General features: G+C 45.0%; 18 protein-coding genes. 5 read left to right on the top strand and 13 right to left on the bottom strand.

Going from position 1 to position 18,341, the window contains the following annotated elements; genetic code table 11:
• The first annotated feature begins 17 nt into the window (after positions 1–17).
• Positions 18–1,844 (top strand): ABC transporter substrate-binding protein, encoded by a 1,827-nt coding sequence (locus MHB84_RS20685; RefSeq protein WP_076287940.1) that lies wholly within the window; start codon positions 18–20, stop codon positions 1,842–1,844.
• Between the two features lie 77 nt (positions 1,845–1,921).
• Here MHB84_RS20685 and MHB84_RS20680 read toward each other — a convergent pair whose 3' ends face one another.
• Complete coding sequence (locus MHB84_RS20680; RefSeq protein WP_076287939.1) at positions 1,922–2,413, bottom strand: hypothetical protein; 492 nt, start codon at positions 2,411–2,413, stop codon at positions 1,922–1,924.
• A 184-nt stretch (positions 2,414–2,597) separates the two neighbouring features.
• Between MHB84_RS20680 and MHB84_RS20675 the strand changes: the two genes are divergently transcribed.
• Positions 2,598–2,798 carry a hypothetical protein gene (locus MHB84_RS20675; RefSeq protein WP_063565515.1) on the top strand — a complete coding sequence of 67 codons (201 nt, stop codon included), beginning with the start codon at positions 2,598–2,600 and terminating at the stop codon, positions 2,796–2,798.
• Positions 2,799–2,947: 149 nt separating this feature from the next.
• Here the strand turns inward: MHB84_RS20675 and MHB84_RS20670 are convergent, their stop codons facing one another.
• The 8 genes from MHB84_RS20670 to MHB84_RS20635 form a co-directional block, all read right to left on the bottom strand.
• On the bottom strand, positions 2,948–3,652 hold the full coding sequence (locus tag MHB84_RS20670; RefSeq protein ID WP_083678784.1) for an ankyrin repeat domain-containing protein: 705 nt from the start codon (positions 3,650–3,652) through the stop codon (positions 2,948–2,950).
• Positions 3,653–3,665: 13 nt separating this feature from the next.
• Positions 3,666–5,171 (bottom strand): S-layer homology domain-containing protein, encoded by a 1,506-nt coding sequence (locus tag MHB84_RS20665; protein ID WP_076287938.1) that lies wholly within the window; start codon positions 5,169–5,171, stop codon positions 3,666–3,668.
• A gap of 119 nt (positions 5,172–5,290) precedes the next feature.
• On the bottom strand, positions 5,291–5,983 hold the full coding sequence (locus tag MHB84_RS20660) for a response regulator transcription factor (RefSeq protein ID WP_090903764.1): 693 nt from the start codon (positions 5,981–5,983) through the stop codon (positions 5,291–5,293).
• Positions 5,961–7,460 carry a sensor histidine kinase gene (locus MHB84_RS20655; RefSeq protein ID WP_076287936.1) on the bottom strand — a complete coding sequence of 500 codons (1,500 nt, stop codon included), beginning with the start codon at positions 7,458–7,460 and terminating at the stop codon, positions 5,961–5,963. Before MHB84_RS20655 ends, MHB84_RS20660 begins: the two co-directional genes overlap by 23 nt.
• Positions 7,461–7,710: 250 nt before the next feature.
• Complete coding sequence (locus MHB84_RS20650; protein ID WP_076287935.1) at positions 7,711–8,448, bottom strand: cyclase family protein; 738 nt, start codon at positions 8,446–8,448, stop codon at positions 7,711–7,713.
• An 82-nt stretch (positions 8,449–8,530) separates the two neighbouring features.
• Positions 8,531–9,160, bottom strand: a complete 630-nt coding sequence (locus MHB84_RS20645; protein ID WP_076287934.1) for a type 1 glutamine amidotransferase family protein — start codon at positions 9,158–9,160, stop codon at positions 8,531–8,533.
• 384 nt (positions 9,161–9,544) lie between these two features.
• Positions 9,545–10,096 (bottom strand): GNAT family N-acetyltransferase, encoded by a 552-nt coding sequence (locus tag MHB84_RS20640; protein WP_076287933.1) that lies wholly within the window; start codon positions 10,094–10,096, stop codon positions 9,545–9,547.
• A 298-nt stretch (positions 10,097–10,394) separates the two neighbouring features.
• Positions 10,395–11,321 carry an NADP-dependent oxidoreductase gene (locus MHB84_RS20635; RefSeq protein WP_076288278.1) on the bottom strand — a complete coding sequence of 309 codons (927 nt, stop codon included), beginning with the start codon at positions 11,319–11,321 and terminating at the stop codon, positions 10,395–10,397.
• A gap of 180 nt (positions 11,322–11,501) precedes the next feature.
• Between MHB84_RS20635 and MHB84_RS20630 the strand changes: the two genes are divergently transcribed.
• A complete protein-coding gene (locus MHB84_RS20630) occupies positions 11,502–12,380 on the top strand; it encodes a PhzF family phenazine biosynthesis protein (RefSeq protein WP_076287932.1) in 879 nt (292 codons plus the stop codon).
• Between the two features lie 152 nt (positions 12,381–12,532).
• Here the strand turns inward: MHB84_RS20630 and MHB84_RS20625 are convergent, their stop codons facing one another.
• From MHB84_RS20625 to MHB84_RS20615, 3 genes are read right to left on the bottom strand one after another with little or no spacing between them, the layout of a single operon-like run.
• Entirely contained in the window at positions 12,533–13,738 is a 1,206-nt protein-coding gene (locus MHB84_RS20625) for a cation:proton antiporter (RefSeq protein WP_076287931.1), read from the bottom strand.
• Between the two features lie 3 nt (positions 13,739–13,741).
• A complete protein-coding gene (locus tag MHB84_RS20620) occupies positions 13,742–14,248 on the bottom strand; it encodes a cation:proton antiporter regulatory subunit (RefSeq protein WP_076287930.1) in 507 nt (168 codons plus the stop codon).
• A complete protein-coding gene (locus tag MHB84_RS20615; RefSeq protein WP_076287929.1) occupies positions 14,238–14,711 on the bottom strand; it encodes a GreA/GreB family elongation factor in 474 nt (157 codons plus the stop codon). The genes MHB84_RS20620 and MHB84_RS20615 overlap by 11 nt, the downstream gene beginning before the upstream one ends.
• A gap of 388 nt (positions 14,712–15,099) precedes the next feature.
• Between MHB84_RS20615 and gdhA the strand changes: the two genes are divergently transcribed.
• A complete protein-coding gene (gene gdhA, locus MHB84_RS20610; protein ID WP_076287928.1) occupies positions 15,100–16,476 on the top strand; it encodes an NADP-specific glutamate dehydrogenase in 1,377 nt (458 codons plus the stop codon).
• A gap of 172 nt (positions 16,477–16,648) precedes the next feature.
• On the opposite strand, the gene MHB84_RS20605 is transcribed toward gdhA, so the two are convergent.
• On the bottom strand, positions 16,649–17,191 hold the full coding sequence (locus tag MHB84_RS20605) for an NADPH-dependent FMN reductase (protein ID WP_076288277.1): 543 nt from the start codon (positions 17,189–17,191) through the stop codon (positions 16,649–16,651).
• Between the two features lie 294 nt (positions 17,192–17,485).
• Here MHB84_RS20605 and MHB84_RS20600 point away from each other — a divergent pair, with 294 nt between their 5' ends.
• Complete coding sequence (locus MHB84_RS20600) at positions 17,486–18,340, top strand: pentapeptide repeat-containing protein (protein ID WP_076287927.1); 855 nt, start codon at positions 17,486–17,488, stop codon at positions 18,338–18,340.
• Position 18,341 lies beyond the last annotated feature (1 nt).

The raw sequence follows: 18,341 nt of genomic DNA, 5'->3' as shown, positions 1-18,341 counted from the left end.
TATCTGGAGGTATTTTCATGAAAAAACGTATGCTGATAGCACTACTATTAACTTTTGTCCTTGTGGTCTCCGGTTGCAGTGTGAAGACCAAGACGGAATCCCAGTCAGAATCCTCACCATCGGATACAACAGAAAACACGCAAAACCAAAAACCGGTAGACATCGAATTACTGGCTCAGAGCTCTTCCGAAAATGACGTGAACATTATCCGGGACCAACTCACCAAGAATGGCTTTAATGTTAAGCTGAACCTGCAGCCGGATTACGGCAGCTACAAATCCCAGCAGGATGCAGGCAATTATGATATTGCGCTGTCCAGCTGGACAACGGTAACCGGGAATCCGGACTATGCAGTTCGTTCACTTTTCAAAACAGGCGGAGACTACAGCATTCTGGCTGATGAAGAAATCGATAAGCTTATTGACCAGGCTGCTACTCAGACTCCGGACGAATACAAGGATACGTATAAACAATTGGAGGATCGCTTGGTAACCGATCAGGCCTATATCGCTCCGTTGTACATTTCCCTGAAAAGTCAGGCTGTGAACAAAGACATTCTCAATGTAGACACCGTTCGCTTGTCCAAATCCCGCGCCATGGCATGGGAACCGATTGAATTCAAAGACAGCTCCAAAAATACAAAAGAACCATTAATTCTGACACAAACTGCTTCCGTCCTGACTTCCCTTGACCCGATCAAAGGAAATGACGGTTCCATCAACCAACTGAACACCAACATGTATGTACGTCTCGTTAACCTGACAGATGACGATCAACTTACACCAGAGGGTTCCCTCTCCCACAATTTCAGCATTGCTGAGGGGAACTCGGAGTATTACTTCATTCTCAGAGACGATATCAACTTTGCCAAGATTGATAATAAAAAAGCGGTAGATACGGGAGAACGTGTCGGTGCAGATGACGTCATCTTCTCTCTCGATCGCGCCAAAAACAAAGATTCCGTACCGGATCACCGGACATACAGCCTGCACGAACATATCAAGGAAGCCGAGTTGGTAACCGATCTGGGCGCCTTGGAATCCGTTCAGCAATCCAGTGGCAGCGGTACGGTTAAAGAAGCATTGGAACAAGGGCTTGGCACCAAAATTACGGAACTGGTCGCGGACAAAAACAAAGCCGATAACGCTGCCGGGAAGTATCAAGTTGTGAAACTTACAACCACGGAACCTTTCCCGCAAGTATTGAACTATCTGGCTCACCAATCTGCTGGCATTGTGTCCAAAAAGCAGGTTGAGAGCATCAATACGTATGATGTAGCTTCGTTTGACGTGAATAAAGACATTCCTTACGGCGATCAGAATACCGTGACTGAAGGTGCTGCGTACAACAACACCCTGTATGCCAGCGGCCCATATATCTTGGCATATAAAAATGATTACGAAGGTGTATTCTATCAGAATCCCGGCTACCGTAAAGGCTCCGAATATGCACCCAAAATCTCTCAGGTGAATGTTCGTTTCATCGCCGATGCTGACAGTGCGTTGTCTGCTCTTCGCAGCAGTGAAATCCACCTGTACTACGGAGTATCCGAAACAAAGTATGACATCATCAAAAATGACAGCAAATTGCAATTGCAGAGCATTCCGAGCAATGCGGTTTCCTATCTGTTGTTCAACACAGCCAATCGGGAAGTTGCCAAGAGCAGTGATCTGAGAAAATCCGTGCTCTACTCCATCAATCAGGATGACATTTTGCAGTTCTACAAAAACAACAAACTTAAGGCATACTCTACAGTAAGTCCACTCGTGCAGACCGGGAATGAATTGAAGTCCGATCCGGCAAAAGTGAAAGAATTTTTGAGCGCCTACCAGGCTTCCAAGTAACAACAAAGATAAACGGCTGTCAACTGGATCACTCCAAGATCCGGATGACAGCCGTTTTGTTTTATAGAAAGAATATATTATGATGAGCAGTCTGCCTGATACCTTCGTTGTACGTCAGGCAACAGAGTGACGATCTGGATCACCATCCCCCAGGCAAAATAGACCAGATGGATGACGGATACATGCTGGATCCAGTATACCTGTATCATAATCCAGATGATCAGAGCAAATCCCGTATATAAAGAGAACGTCCATCCCCAGTATTGATTGGAGTAGAGATTCAGCTTTTCACCTATTTCCCAGTGAATGCGACGAAGGAGTGAAATGGCAATGATCATTGGCATAACACCAAGAACCAACAATAGTATAATCCCCGGGATCAGAAAACTGCCAAACGGGGAATGTTCCAACAATGAATCCGGCATTTTGACAAGATCTCCCGATGGATCGATAATGAGTGCTCCCCCTCCAATGATCGCACCAATGGCCAGGAACCCCTGCATCATAATGAGCGCCCACGATCTTTCAGGTACACATTCACGCTTCATTCCATCATCACTAGTTCTCATCCCTCACCCTCCAGACATGAAACAGATTTTACTGAACGTTCTACTCCATTTTCTCATATGGAGAGGGCTGAATCCTGTGCTCTTTCTCACTAAAATCATCCCAAAAAATTCGATAATGGTAAAACTTGATAAAAGAACGTACGTTCGGTATAATAGAGATATACTTAATGAGCGAGAGGCAGATATGGACGACAAATTTATTAAGGAACTACGCGAGATTAGTCGGGACGACAGACGAAGATCCGAATTTATGATCCAAGGCATGAAGGAAACACTTCAGGGAAGAAAAGAAGAAAGTATCTTCAAGCGCTGGGTTCGGCGTAAGAAGACAGAGAAGAAAATTTCACAACGATTCAATCAAGATCCCTCTTCGGATCAAAAGTAACCACATAAAAAGGAGGCGTACTACGCCTCCTTTATTATTTATATGAATGCCTATTCGTCTAGACGTTGTATAGATCAGGATACTACTTCTTGTCCACATTCTCTACCCTGGAGCAAGAAAGTTGAATTATGCAAAATAAAAACGATGCTTTATTTCGCACCAGCCCGGACCAAAATCAGTTCGATTTCCTTGAAGCCTTTATTCTTAGCATGAATGAGTGGGGACACACCATCACGATCCGAAAGGTTTACGTCTGCTCCATGATCAATGAGTAATTGAATCGTCTGCTGCTGTATTTTATTGCCATCGTTTAAAATGATCGCTTCCAGCAGTGCTGTCCATCCCAATTGATTAATATGGTCCACATTCACTGACGTTTGGGTCAGCAGTTCTCGTACCACATCCACGTATCCATGCTCCGAAGCCGGAATCAGTGCAGTTCCTCCATATCGATTCGTTATCGCTGGATCGGCTCCCGCCTCAATCGTCAGCTTCAAAATATCCAAGTACCCTTCAGCGCCAGCGTACAAAAATGGGTTATTCTTCATATCATCCTGTACATTAACATCTGCACCCGCTTCAATTAACATTGTGGCTGATGCCAGATCATTGTTGTACGTTGCAATCATAACAGCTGTTCTTCCGCTCTGATCCTGAGCATTGATATTGGCGCCCTCTTGAATCCATTTTTCAATACTTTCGGTGTCTCTTCCCTCTGCTGCCTTCAACAACAGCTCATCCGGGGAAGTTGATAACTTCTCCTCCACCTTCGAGTCGTTTCTCACTTCAGGTACGCAACCTTGAACGACGAACATACTGCTTATTAAGATAATTATAATCAGCGACTTATTCATACTGCCTCCCTTACTACAGTGTCACTGTTACCGAAGAAGCGACACTCCAATCCCCAACTGGACTTATTGTATAGGTCGTGCCTGAGATTAACGTACCATCATTAACAAGGTCGAATACGCCCGTGGCGCCTTTCCGACTTGAATATTTATATGTCGCTGTCAGAACGTCACCGTTAGGTGATGTTAATGTTACACTTCGACCTGAGAACAGTTCATCTCCAGGATCTTGCGCCAGCGTAACTTCAACTGAAGTTTCACTCACAGCTCGGGCACTCGCAACCTCCAACGAATCAAACGACCTTGCGGTGAATGAAGCGTTATTGATGTTCGCCCAGTCAGAAGAAACCGTATATGTCACACCGGATTGCAATGTTTGTCCTTCAGGCAAACGGAACTTCGGTTCTTGTTTGCCATCTGTCGATTGCGTGAACGGAACATATTTGGCAACGATTGGCTCGCCACCTTCTGGCGTAATCACGACTTGTCTTGCCTGCATGGAGGAGATAATTTGATACGTTTTGCCTCCTGCTTGTTCTTGGTCATTCAACACAAACGCATTAGCCCCTCGACCACCGCTGTAAGCTGAAATGATATAGCCATAATCCACTACACCGTTCTCTTGCAGTGCTTCAATCTCGAACGTATCATTCGTTATTTGACTAGCCGTCGTCATGTTTAGTTTCGTGCCACTGCCTTCAAAGGAACCAGCATCGTGGCCTTTATAAGTGAGACTGTACACTTCACCTGCATGTTGAACGGACGTTGGAACGATGTAGGTTGCGATGGACCCTGTTTTCAGACGAGGCATGTTGGTCAATGTCAACCCACCACTAAGCGCAAAATTGGTTTGTGCCTTAGCAAATACTTCATCCGCTGCTGTCAGAGGCTTGTCGAACGTCACAATTAACGTAATGGCATTGAGCGATCTAACGCTCTGGATTTGAGCCTGCCCCGAAGGAATAGCCTGGTGGGCCGTTTGCAACAGTACCGCTGCTTCCCCGCGTGTGGTCGAACCGTTCTCGGAATAGAACGTGCTCATCCAATGGTGAACGGATTTCACGTCACGCTGCATCGCTTTGGATACGACCTGTTCGAGTTCTGCATCCGTCACTTGACTGTGTGGATTGAATTGTCCGTTATTCGCCTGCATGATGCCAAGTTCAACGAGCTTTGATGCATACGGTGCATACCACGCGTCAGGATTAACGTCCGTTAATTCAACGCTTTCTCCTTTCTTCTCCTCCAGATTAAACGTTTTGAATACCAGTGATGCTAATTCTGCACGAGTAATGGCTCTATGTTCACCCATGGATTGATCGGCATAACCGTTCATGATCCCCAAGCTGTTCAGTTCCTTGATGGCGACCTCAATCTGCTGGTTGGTAAGCTGTGTCGCTGTAGCTGCAACGTTAGTAACGTATGTAGCTGCATGTGCTTGATTGGTAGTTAGCGGGAATACTGCTGTGCCTAATGCAGTTATCGTTAAAAATGTGGCCATTTTTCGGGTTATAGGATTCATATTTGAATTCCTCCTCTATAGGTTGAAGTTGCCTGTATCTATAGAATAGAGGACAAAAAGAAACTCCCAAGGACAAAAATATTAACAAACTATAAACTCAATCTAATTTTTCTCGAAACTTATACGGTGAACCGGTAGCCCGCACCCCAGACGGTCTCAATATATTCCGGATTTTTCGGATCTGCCTCCAGCTTCCCACGCAGTTTACGAATATGGACGGTAACCGTCGCAATATCTCCGCTGGAATCCATGCTCCAGATCCGCTCGAACAGATCGGATTTGCTGAATACACGGTTCGGATGACTCGCAAGAAATACGAGTAGATCGAATTCCTTCGTTGTAATTGCTACCTCTTCGCCATTAGCAAAAACGCGGCGCGCTCCCTTATCGATATGAAGCCCACGAATGTGGATTTCATCTTGTTCGGCTGGTTTACTTTTGCCAAGTAGTCTCTCATATCGGGTCAAATGAGCTTTCGCTCTTGCAACCAACTCACTTGGACTGAACGGCTTCGTAATAAAATCATCAACACCCAAATTGAACGTTCTAATCTTATCGATCTCCTCCTTCTTCGCGGAGACGACAAGGATCGGCACCTCTTTCACCTCACGAATGCGCCTGCAACATTCGAAGCCATCCAAGCCAGGAAGCATCAGATCAACAATAATTAGATTGTAACTCCCCTCCAGAGCCAGCTTAAGCCCTTCATCTCCGTTATGGCAGAGCTCTACAGAAAATCCGTTGAGTTCGAAATAGTCCCGTTCCAATTCCGCAATCGTTGTTTCGTCCTCAATAATCAAAATGTTTGTCATTACCGTTAATCTCCTCCTCTTCATTCAACCGTTTTAGTTTGATATAAATGACCGTGCCGTCATTGGGTTTGCTTTTCGCCCAGATGAAGCCTCCGTGTTCATCAATGATTTGGCGGGCAATCGCCAGCCCCAATCCACTTCCGCCTGTTGAGGAATTGCGAGATTGCTCTGCCCGATAAAAGCGTTCAAATATATAAGGCAGCGCCTCTTCCGGTATTCCTCTGCCATTATCCTTAAAGGCTATCGTAGTCCATTCGTCATCTGCTTGAAGTGTAATCCCGAATCGTTTTTGTTCATTCTCCATATATTTGAGGGCATTATCCACTACATTGACAACGGTGCGTTTTAATTTATCCAGATCAACAGATGCCATGACCGATCCAGATGCCCGATTATCCCAATCCAAGGCCACTCCTTTGTCCTCCAGATCGTATCTGAGCTCTTCAATGCTGTCTTCCAGGAAATCGACAAGGTCTACCACTTTAAACAGAAAAGGTTCCTGATTCAAGTCGAGCTTTGAATACAGAAACAGTTCATCCACCAGCTTATCCATGCTAACTGCTTTGGAGTGAATGATATTAACGTATGATTCCATTTTTTCCGGAGTGTTGGCCACTCCGTCACGAATCCCCTCAATATAACCTTTAATATTGGTGATCGGTGTGCGAAGGTCATGCGAAATATTGGAGATGAGCTCTCTGCGATTCGCTTCGTCTTGCTGTCGCAACTCATTGGAGCGCTGCAATTGAGTCCGCATGCTCTCGAACGCTTCGCTGAGTTGTCCAACTTCATCATTGGAGCTAAGTTGGAGCTTGAAGGACAGATTCCCATCTTTAATATGTTCGGCTGAGCTCCGCAGTTGATTCAATGGCTTAATAAAGCTGCGAGTGATCCAGCGGAATAAGAGCAGGTTCGCGATAATGAGAACGCCGATGAGCAGGAGTGACATCACAGGTAGCAGCTTGCGAGTAAGCTCTGCAAATGGGCTTCTCTCACGAATAACGAAGATACTTCCTCTTTCTCCATCTGAATATTGAAAATCAAATTTCGCATATGCATAGAATCGCTCACTGATATTAAAGGTGCTGCGAATCTGATAATTGTTGAGATCATAGGCAGGCAGTGCTTGCTTCAGTTCTGGCTGGTTGAAGGTCAACGATTCGAAAATCTGGTTATTCTCCCGTCTGACGTATAGCCCAGACTTCTCGGCTCGAAGCTTCATGTCGTACTCGCGCAGCAAAACCTTGTTCTGCAGCTCGTCTGGATCATTTTTGGCCAGAAACTTCATCTCTTGAAAGATCGATTCTCCCTGTTCCGTGAGTGGATTCACCTGATAATGTACTTTGTAAATATCGCGAAAACCCTGCAGATCGCCTGTTGCAGCAATCGTATACAGACTAGCTGTAAGCAGGATGAACAGCAGACTTATGACGAGCATACCCGTGAAGGACAGCAACATTTTTATTCGAATGGACATGGTATCCCCTTCTTAATCATGCTATTGGGTTAGTTAGTGCACATGTTAACACAAGATTGATCCAATTGCCCATAGGAGTATTCCATATCAGCAGTTCTAGCTGAACAGAAGAAAAACCCAAGGTCGTAGAAATGACCTGGGTTTCTCAACAATTAGAGGAGGAATACACCTCCCTAGTTATTTACTTATGCGAATCATTCGGAAAGAACTGTGTGTGAGTCCTTTGCAATATACTAAGTTCAACTTTGTTTTACGGTAAAATAGCAAACGAGCGCACTGGAAAGCCGGACGCCTTTTCGGCCTTAGGTACGATATTGAAGATCACCGCACCTTTGGCTGGTACCTGATCCAGATTCGTTAACAGCTCTACCTGATATGTATCCTGGGCAAGTACATAATATTCTGCCAGAAGTGCCCCGTTCTTTTGATAGTCTACAGCTGAATCAGTGTCGAAGGTCTCATGGCCGATCGCCTGTATTTTTCTTTCCTCGAATAAAAACATTAGCGCACTGACTGACCATCCGGGTGCATGACTGTTTCCCTCAGCATCTTTGTTGTCGAATGCTTCATGACTGGGCCAGCGTTTGCTCCAATCGGTACGCAGTGCTACAAAGCTGCCAGCTTCAATAACGCCATGTTCTTTTTCAAACTCAAGAATATGATCGACATCCAGCGTGAAATCCGGATTGCTCTCAACAGCCTCAGATTGATCAATGACCACCAGCGGTAGCACAAGCTCCTTCAACCCCAGTTCATCGAGATACCGGGTATCCCGCACAAAGTGAATTGGCGCATCCAGATGCGTACCATATTGACCAGGAAATCTGAAACTCTGGGCAAAGAAACCTTGATCGTGATTAAACAACGTATCGAATGCTGCAGCATCAAAAGCTGAGAAATGCGGAGATTCCGGTCCAAACGTATGGGTCAGATCCACCCACTTCTTTTCTTTTAATAATTGAATCGCTTGAATGAGCTCATTGGACATCCGAATCACCTCATACATAGAATGGAATAAATTGTTACTATTATATCTTATTCCACTCCATGCGAACATATCGAAATGTCAGCTATTTAATAGAATTCATTAACTCGAAGAAGTATTTCGCTTCATGAGTCTGATATAGATTGAACCATGAATCTAAAGTCTCCGGTGTAAATACATCGAGCACCTTCAATACATGCATCGCAAATTCCAAAGGAGCTATGCCCGATGCAGTAACTAAATTGCCATCCGTTACGGCCGGTACCATTTCATAGTATTTTTCTCCAATGTAATGAGGACAAATCATTTTCAAATATTCCAGATCGTTGCTTGTATGCCTTCTGGAGTCTAGCAATCCCACCCTCGCAAGTCCAACGGTTGCACCACATATTGCCGCAACAACATGACCTTTTTCCAAAGATGTCGAAGCTTTTTTCAATATTGGCTCGTGAATGGATTCCATCCAAGTATTCCCGCCTGGAAGAATCAATACATCCGTACTTTCCAACTTACACTCATCAACTGAAATGCGAGGAAATATTTCCAATCCCCCCATGGTAGTCACCGGACTTTTATCAACGCCAACAGCAACCACCTCTATCGCCGCCAGCCCTTTCTTAAAATACCTTCCCGAGTTCAATTCAGCAATTAAGTAACCTACCTCCCAGTCTGACATCGTATCAAATACATAAAGATATGCTTTTTTTGTATGCATAGTGCACTTCCCTTCTAGTCGATACCCCTAGTATAAAAAAACTTTACTGACATCTTCCGTCAGTAAAGTTTTTTTAATTTGATAATAATCAATTAGCTCATATCGTGGGTTTAATGACTGGAACAGATTTGCCGTATGGTAAAGGTAAATAGGCTACATAAGAATAAATTGCTTCTTTTAGCAGAAATATCACTTTCATCGAAGTCTCTTATGCTATATAAGAGACCCCTTTTAGAGGATCATGTTCTGAGAGTTACATTTGAAAATGAACATCAACAAATCGGAGCCTCAACTAAAGAAATCATTCCGCCTACATCCCGGCTCAGAGTTAAATTTTTCGTTTATCGTTATTCGAAAAAAGGCTACCACTAGGGTAGCCTACTCTCATATCTTCATTTTCGAGTATTCACTTTTAGTCATACCATAGAGATACTCATCGTAATGCTGTCCATTAGTGAATAACATATCTCTGAGTTTCCCTTCTTGGACAAATCCAAGACGCTCATGAAGTTCTAATGAACCTTCATTAAAAGCATAAACATGTGCGGTAACTTTCTGATAGCGTAATTCCTCAAAGTAATATCGCAACAATATCTTTATAGCTTCTGAAGCATAACCATTGCGCCAGAATTCTCTAAAGATAGCAACACCGTACGTAAAAGTTCCATTGCGGGTATCACAGTTATTCGAACTTATACTTCCCACTAATACTCCATCTAAAGTCTCGACCGCGAGCATAATTTTATCCCCATCAGGACCACCGGATGCCTGGTGTTCAGCCCAAGCTTTTGTACCATCTTCCGATCTTGGGAAATTTATTACATCGCAAAGTCTAGCACAGTCAGAATCAGAATCATTATTGTGGAACTTATCCCAATCAGTTGGGAGAATTGCACGTAATCTAACTTTATGACCTGTCCAAATATTATTTTTCATTATAGATCCTCCTAAGGTTTATTTACTCCTACCTCACTCATATCTGAATTAAGGCGGAGATCTGGCCTTAGGATCTAAGTCTTCATAGACTACATCGTTCTCATTCCTTTCAACACTTAAATCAAGTATATACCGTAATATTCCATTCTTTCAAATTATATTATTTGGTGCTCTTTTTCCGCATAAAAAATACACCTCCTAAAATATCACCGGCTCCCCATAAGGTTATGTCCAATGTCAATTTTAGGAGGTGTACGCAAACAAAAATCTAATTTAAAGAACTAACGTTAATCCTCACCTATTCTACTCGAATGACCAGTTTCCCGCGTGTATGATGGGTTTCGCTTTTTTCGTGTGCTTCACGCAGTCCTTGTTCACTCAAGGGGTATGTCTCATCAATGATAGGTCTCAGCTTGCCCTCAGCAGCGAGCTCAGCCAACTGATCGAGTTGATCCCCTTTGGGTTCCATCATGAACACATTGGCCGTTACACCTGCTTCCTTAGCCAGCGTTTCATCCGGCTGTTCCACAAGCGATACCAGATGTCCACCGGCCTTCAATACCTTGAAGCTATTACGCTGAATGTCGCCACCCATCGTGTCCAGCACGACATCATACCCGGAGAGAATCTCCGAGAAGTCTTCTTTTTTATAATTGATAAAATGGTCCACTCCCAGCGAACGAAGCAACTCTTCATTCGATTCACTCGCCGTGGAAGCCACTTCAGCGCCAAGATATTTGGCAATCTGAATAGCAAAGGTTCCTACACCACCTGCTCCCGCGTGAATGAGAACCTTCTGCCCTTTGGCAAGCCGTCCATGGTCAACAAGTGCCTGCCAGGCCGTCATGGCGGCTAGAGGTATGGAAGCTGCTTCCTCAAAGCTCAGATTTTCCGGAATACGGGCAATGATGTCCGCATCCACGGCCACATATTCTGCATAAGTCCCGAAATGACGAGGACGAGCAAATACGCGATCTCCCGCTCTGAACCTTGCCACATTCGAACCCGCATCAGTCACCGTACCGGCAACATCCCCGCCCAATATAAGTGGAAAAGAATCCGCTGACTCTTTCATATGGCCTTGTCTAACTTTAAAATCCACCGGGTTCACAGAAGTAGCATGAATGCGGATTAGCACCTGATTCACTCCACATGCCGGCTTGGGCATTTCCTTTTCCTTCAATTGTTCTGCTCCACCGAACTTTTCAATCACAATTGCTCTCATTAGAGATCCCAGCCTTTCCATAGCATTATCGTTTACTCTCCTTCTTCATTACCCTTCCCGGACGTTCATTTGACCTATATTCATGAATTCGCAGCAGGTTTGGGTTCACAAGCCTGATTAGTAACCATGATATAATGTAGTACAGTTGAACCTAAATAACTGAACAAGCGAGGTAGGATTGTGGAAATTGAAGTAAGTACGTTACATGCATTTTCGGATAAACCTTTAGGCGGAAATCCCGCAGGCGTTGTTTTACAAGCAGGACACTTGTCCGACTCCCAGATGCAAGAGATTGCCAGACAAGTTGGATTCTCAGAGACCGCGTTTGTTATGCCATCGGATCAGGCTGATTTCAAAGTTCGTTACTTCACCCCTAGTGATGAAGTTGATCTATGCGGACATGCAACGATTGCCTTATTTTATTTAATGAAAGCACAGCATATCGTTGATGTAGGTGTACACACGCTGGAGACGTTAGCCGGAATACTTGAATTCGTTGTCCACAACAATGGTGAAGTCTATCTGTCTCAGGCGCTTCCGGAGTTTGGAGAGATCGTTGACCGACAAGACATTGCAGATTCTCTGGGTATTTCTACACATGATTTACACGCTGAATTACCTGTACAGATCGTATCTACCGGACTGCGCGATATCTTGATTGCCGTTAACCATGTTGATGTGCTGTCAAAAATCATTCCTGATTTTAAGCTTATCGCTGAAATTAGCAAAGCTAACCATGTCGTAGGTTATCACGTATTTGCACTCGAACCAGATAAAGAGAGTACTCTGGCAGAATGCCGGAATTTCGCTCCCCTTTACGATATCCCGGAAGAGAGCGCAACAGGTACATCTAACGGTGCTTTACTCTGTTATTTACATAAAAACAACCAAATTTCAGATCCCCACGATACAACCTATACGATTAGACAAGGATACACCATGAACCGCCCCTCGGAGATTCGTGCCAGATTAACGCTGGGCATTTCCAATGAAATCACCAAGATTCAAGTGGGCGGGGTCGCGGTTCATATAGAGAACATTCGAATCCAACTTTCATGAATTCCCCGGTCCGGGGACAATAAACGCCACACCAAGGAGAGATATACTCCAAGCAGTGTGGCGTTTACGGTTAAACAATGGATTAGATTCAATACGTGTTTGCATCTGTTTACCAACCTACGCTGTAAAGACGTGGCAAACAGATGCACAATTCATCCCGTCTCTTTCCCCCTCATTCTTTTCCTCAAGCGAGCGTATTGACTGTAGATCCAAGGTGATTCTTTCGTCAGGATCGGGCCAAGCACTGCCAGAATCAACACATATAACACGGCAAAAGACTGAATGGATGCCATCAGGCCTCCTGCCTTACCGATGTTCGCCATAATGATAGAGAACTCTCCACGGGATACGAGCGTGAATCCCACATTGAGAGAAGCCTTGGGAGTCATCCCAGAGAGTCTGCCAGCAATCATGCCCGCACCATAGTTGCTGGCAATGGTCAGAATAACGGCAATCACGGTCATGCCAACAGCCCCGCCAAGGGTCGAGGGTTCAATAGTCAGGCCAAAGCTGAAAAAGAAGATGGCCCCAAAGAAATCTTTGAAGGGCATAATCTGATGCTCAATTCGGCTGGCATGTCTGGATTCCCCCAGAACCAGCCCCATCATCAGAGCTCCAATCGCCTCGGCTACATGCAACGTTTCCGAGAAACCAGCCACCAAAAAGAGCAGCGTCATAACCGTAAGCAGAAATAACTCCGATGACTTGATGTTGAGTGCCTTATCAATATATTTGATGCTTTTCCTGCCTATGATCAGAAATAGCACAATAAAGAGCAGCGCAGACAGGGATACGAGCAAGACGCTGAGGAATGAGGTAGCCCCACTAAGTACAAGCCCCGTCAGAATCGATATATGGATGGCGATGAATAGATCATCAAACATGATCATGCCCATAATAATCTCCGTCTCCGGGTTCGCCGTGCGCTTCAGATCCACGAGTACTTTAGCCACAATAGCTGTGGAAGAACTCGTCATAATACCACAGACAACTAATGTTTCTTTGAGTGGCAGTTCCATGAACCATCCCAGCAGCAGACCGGAAGCAAAGTTAAGGCCAACGTAGAACATACCTCCGGTCAGAATGGCTTTGCCTGACTTCATCAGGCGGGAGACCGAAAATTCCAATCCCAGATAAAAGAGCAAAAACAGGATACCCAGCCTGCCCATAAATTCAATAAATTCCGAGCTTTCGATAAAACGCAAATCCACAATGCCGATCTGTGGTGCATGCGGTCCAACAGCCATACCAATCAGAATATAGAAAGGAATGACCGAAAATCGTAATCTTGCAGATATTAGCCCCGTAAGTGTAATCAGCGCAACGGCAATTCCCACTTCGAATATGAGCATATCCATAGGCTAGAGCCGTCCATTGGATAACAACTGTTTTAACAGTTTGATCTGATCCCGTTCACCAGCGACAACAACCGTAGCCCCCGCGGTAAAGATATAGTCCGGACCTGGATTAAACTGCTTCGTCCTGTTCTTCTCCACCACAGCTAGAATAACTGCTCCTGTTGCCTGTCGAATATTCAGTTCTCCGATCGTTCTTCCTATGCTCTCTGAATGCGGCTCAATACGGAGCCACTCAATTAACAGTCCCTCCAGCATAACTTCACGCTCATCCTGAAAGGTTGGTTTGTACGTCATGCCACCGACAATAGCAGCAACCGCACGTGCCTCATCATCATCCAGTGTGACCAGTGACACCATATCTCCCAGTTCTTCAGGTGAATCGCCTGATTCCATGTGAAACAGGTCACGTCGCTCGTCATTATGGATGACAATGACCAGATGCTCACCGCTTCGTGTGTGCAGCCAATACTTGCGTCCAATTCCCGGCAAATCCGTCTCTTTAAAGTGCATGATCTGCACCCCCAGTGGACATCCGATTCAAGGACTCTTTGTTTAACGTAATATCCGTAATGCGTACTCGCATGGAGCCAGCCGGTATATTAATCGACCTCACTTCTCCCTTGAGCCCAAGCAATAATTGCCGCCCCACAGGGGAGAGGAATGAAATATGCCCCGCATCCGGGTCCGCGTCATCTGGCATAACAATGGTGAATGAATCAGATGTATGGAAGTCAACGTACTCAAAACGGATCAAACTACCGATAAGTACCACCGATTCCAGAGCTTCATCCGAACCAAGGAGCAGCTTCTCCACACATGTCGTATAGTTTGCGAGCAGCCTTTCCATCTGCGAACGTTCCGGGTCACGCACGTCAAAATAGGCGTCGAGAAATGTTCTTTTCTCTTCACCGAATATAATGAGCTGGTTCACCAGCATTTCTCTGCAATTTTGAAAGGAGGTCCTATGGTTCATAATAAATCTCACCTCCTATACAAGCCCTGTTCTCCATGTTGATTCGCATGTTTTTCTTCATCATGTTGTTCTCCTCCTTCATATAGATAAAAAAACCACGGATACCGCGGTCTTACTACCATCTTACCAAAACAAATTTTTTAATCCAGCTATTCTGTTAACTTTGCGTTGTATAATGATAAAAAGGGCGTCAATCCAGCTTCCAAACTTAACCTTTACATCATATGACAGATCCATAGAAGATTTTAATAACGTCATAAAAAACATTTTATGGGTTTTCATCTCGTATTTTTATTTTGTTTCCTGTATATTTAACTACAAACTTTTATGCAATTTATACAAATAGCCATCCCAAGACTTTAACACAATAAAGGAGTGCATTGAAAAAGTGTCGACTATAACTAAGGATTCAACTCAAGTAACTGCCGCAGAGTATGTTCATTCCGTTTACGAATCGGTTATCGCCAGAAATCCACAGGAAAGTGAATTCCATCAGGCTGTCAAAGAGATCCTGGACTCGCTTATTCCTGTCATTGCAGCTCACCCGAAATATCGGGAGAATGGCTTGCTTGAACAGCTTGTTGAGCCAGAACGTGTCATTACGTTCCGCGTGCCTTGGGTAGATGATCAAGGCAAGGTACAAGTAAACCGTGGATTCCGTGTTCAGTTCAACAGCGCTATTGGGCCTTACAAAGGTGGACTTCGTTTCCATCCTTCCGTTTATTCGGGAATCGTTAAATTCCTTGGGTTCGAACAAATTTTCAAAAATGCCCTGACTGGCCTGCCAATCGGCGGTGGTAAAGGTGGTTCCGACTTCGATCCAAAAGGAAAATCAGATCTGGAAGTCATGCGTTTCACTCAAAGCTTCATGACTGAGCTGTACAAATATATCGGTTCCGATGCGGACGTACCTGCCGGCGACATCGGTGTGGGTGCACGGGAAATCGGTTATATGTTCGGACAGTACAAACGCATCAGTGGCGGACACGAAGCTGGCGTACTCACAGGTAAAGGCTTGCTGTACGGAGGAAGTCTTGCACGCAAGGAAGCTACAGGATTCGGATGCGTGTACTTTGTAAAAGAGATGTTGGCATCCAAAGGACTGAGCTTCAAGGACAGCACGGTGGTTGTCTCCGGTTCGGGTAATGTATCCATCTATGCCATTCAGAAGGCTCAGGAGCTTGGAGCTCATGTTGTGGCGTGTAGTGACTCTGGTGGTTACATCTATGATGCTCAAGGAATCAATCTGGATACCGTAAAAAGATTAAAAGAGGTAGATCGCCTGCGGATCAGCGAATATGTCAAAGAGCATCCACATGCCGTGTATACCGAAGGCTGTGAAGGCATCTGGTCTATCCCTTGTGATATCGCGCTGCCTTGTGCAACACAAAATGAAATCGACGAACAGGCTGCTGCATTGCTCGTGCAAGGCGGAGTTAAAGCGATCGGTGAAGGAGCGAATATGCCTTCCACTCTGGCTGCGATTGACGTTTTCCACAAAGAAGGCGTTCTGTTTGGACCAGCCAAAGCCGCTAATGCTGGCGGAGTTGCCGTGTCCGCACTTGAAATGTCGCAGAACAGCATGCGGTTGTCCTGGTCATTTGAAGAAGTGGACGCCAAGCTGCATGACATTATGTCTGACATCTACACTAGCTGTGTTCAGGCAGCGGATGAGTACGGCTGTGCAGGTAACCTGCTTGCCGGAGCGAACATCGCTGGCTTCCTGAAAGTGGCAGACGCCATGCTTGCGCAAGGTATCGTCTAATTCTTTGGGTGTCATAACTCTCTGCATTACCGAACATCTGCTAAACGATGCAAAGGGCAGTTCTCCCGAATGGAGAACTGCCCTTTAACATAGATATAGATAACGATGTCACTCGAATCGCAGTATCAGTCTCTTAATTCCTTTGTAAAGAGAACCGTAGACTCACATGTACTTATGAACGTACCGTTTTTAGAGCTCCGCTCCAGGACAGCACCTGATCCAGCATGCCGTTCAGATTGGTCAGATGCAGATCGGCCGGTTTAAAGGTCGTTCCGTTCTCAAAATCGGTAAACAGCGACAGTGCCGGATGAACACGAACATCAGCAACCGACAACTCACCTAGAATGCCCCGCAGATGTTCTGCTGCACGTGCACCACCTACGGAACCATAACTTACAATACCTGCTGCCTTGTTATTCCATGCCTCACGTGCGTAATCCAGTGCATTCTTCAACGATGCAGAGATGCTGTGATTATACTCCTGTACAATGAATACGAACCCATCCAGACTTGCCAGCTTCACATTCCAGGCAGTAGCCTGCTCCGTTGCATCCGCTTCTCCCAAGAGAGGCAGCTTGTAATCAGCAATATCCACGATTTCATAGTTGGCATCACCACGTGCATCCGCAATCTGCTTTACCCATTCTCCAACCTGTGGACTCAAACGCCCCTCACGTGTGCTCCCAAGAATAATTCCAATGTTAAGTTTCGACATCGTTTCTTCCTCCTCTTGTGTGTTGTTGTTTGTTTTTCCAAATAATTTATCCATAAAACCCATATTGACACCATCCTGTACCGTTTGGTCTGTTGTTATTGATAATAAGTAATTAAGTTCATTTAGTCAAGTAACTTACGTAAAGTTTGTATATATTTTTTTCACTTTATCTTTATCATACAAATATTGTTATGAATTTATTCTACATAGCAGCATATTGATCGAAATCCAGCCTGATGGTAAAGTTGTACAGACCTTAAAATAGCATTTTTTTTAATTAAAGGAAGTGTACAAATGACTAACCAAGCATTCAGTAGCAATCAGGCTACTCTGCATTTAAACGCAGACTGCGAGCAATGTTTTGGCCTATGCTGTGTCGCCTTGCCGTATGGCAAATCCTCAGACTTTGCTTTTGATAAATCCAGCGGTACCCCCTGTTCCAATCTTCGTACCGATAACCGCTGTGGCATCCATACACAGCTGCGACAGAAAGGGTTCAAGGGCTGCACAGTCTACGATTGTTTCGGAGCTGGTCAGAAACTATCACAAATTACATATGCCGGCAAGGATTGGCGTAATCATCCGGAATCAGCTGCTGAAATGTTCGATTGCTTGCCTGTCATGAAGCAGCTTCATGAGATGATGAGCTATATCAATGAAATGCTACAGCTGCCAGAAACATCATCCATCCATGCAGCGTTGAAGGACGTATATGTGGAAACGGAACGACTGACCGATCTGGAGCCATCTGCCATATTACGTCTCGATATTCCCGCACATCGGGCGGTGGTGAACGAACTGCTTGTATTGGCCAGCGAGATGGTGCGGGCAAAGGTTCCAACCTCGGATAAGGGTCCTTCCAAATCGAAGTCCAAAAAGCGTATCGGAAGAGACTTTCTGGGTGCCAATCTAAAAGGAGCTGACCTTCGGGGTGCAAGCTTTAGAGGTGCCTTAATGATAGCGGCTGACCTACGAAACGCAGATATGAGAAAGACCGATCTAATTGGGGCTGACTTGCGGGATGCGAATCTGGGTGGAGCGGATCTGAGAGGCAGCATCTTTCTGACGCAATCTCAGCTCAACTCGGCAAAAGGCAGTGCAGATACCAAGTTGCCGGATCATTTAAACATTCCCTCACACTGGATGTAGG

The organism is Paenibacillus sp. FSL F4-0087 (genome assembly GCF_038020215.1).
Taxonomy (GTDB): domain Bacteria; phylum Bacillota; class Bacilli; order Paenibacillales; family Paenibacillaceae; genus Paenibacillus; species Paenibacillus taichungensis.
Note: the sequence above shows the minus strand (reverse complement) of the source record. Positions and strands in the feature narration are given on the sequence as shown.

Bases quoted from the DNA above. Each gene is read 5' to 3' on its own strand.
- MHB84_RS20665 (WP_076287938.1), bottom strand. From the start codon at position 5,171: ATGAATCCTATAACCCGAAAAATGGCCACATTTTTAACGATAACTGCA.
- MHB84_RS20650 (WP_076287935.1), bottom strand. From the start codon at position 8,448: ATGTCCAATGAGCTCATTCAAGCGATTCAATTATTAAAAGAAAAGAAG.
- MHB84_RS20660 (WP_090903764.1), bottom strand. From the start codon at position 5,983: ATGACAAACATTTTGATTATTGAGGACGAAACAACGATTGCGGAATTG.
- MHB84_RS20680 (WP_076287939.1), bottom strand. From the start codon at position 2,413: ATGAGAACTAGTGATGATGGAATGAAGCGTGAATGTGTACCTGAAAGA.
- MHB84_RS20675 (WP_063565515.1), top strand. From the start codon at position 2,598: ATGGACGACAAATTTATTAAGGAACTACGCGAGATTAGTCGGGACGAC.
- MHB84_RS20670 (WP_083678784.1), bottom strand. From the start codon at position 3,652: ATGAATAAGTCGCTGATTATAATTATCTTAATAAGCAGTATGTTCGTC.
- MHB84_RS20685 (WP_076287940.1), top strand. From the start codon at position 18: ATGAAAAAACGTATGCTGATAGCACTACTATTAACTTTTGTCCTTGTG.
- MHB84_RS20655 (WP_076287936.1), bottom strand. From the start codon at position 7,460: ATGTCCATTCGAATAAAAATGTTGCTGTCCTTCACGGGTATGCTCGTC.
- MHB84_RS20600 (WP_076287927.1), top strand. From the start codon at position 17,486: ATGACTAACCAAGCATTCAGTAGCAATCAGGCTACTCTGCATTTAAAC.
- MHB84_RS20615 (WP_076287929.1), bottom strand. From the start codon at position 14,711: ATGAACCATAGGACCTCCTTTCAAAATTGCAGAGAAATGCTGGTGAAC.
- MHB84_RS20640 (WP_076287933.1), bottom strand. From the start codon at position 10,096: ATGAAAAATAATATTTGGACAGGTCATAAAGTTAGATTACGTGCAATT.
- MHB84_RS20625 (WP_076287931.1), bottom strand. From the start codon at position 13,738: ATGGATATGCTCATATTCGAAGTGGGAATTGCCGTTGCGCTGATTACA.
- MHB84_RS20635 (WP_076288278.1), bottom strand. From the start codon at position 11,321: ATGAGAGCAATTGTGATTGAAAAGTTCGGTGGAGCAGAACAATTGAAG.
- MHB84_RS20605 (WP_076288277.1), bottom strand. From the start codon at position 17,191: ATGTCGAAACTTAACATTGGAATTATTCTTGGGAGCACACGTGAGGGG.
- MHB84_RS20620 (WP_076287930.1), bottom strand. From the start codon at position 14,248: ATGCACTTTAAAGAGACGGATTTGCCGGGAATTGGACGCAAGTATTGG.
- MHB84_RS20645 (WP_076287934.1), bottom strand. From the start codon at position 9,160: ATGCATACAAAAAAAGCATATCTTTATGTATTTGATACGATGTCAGAC.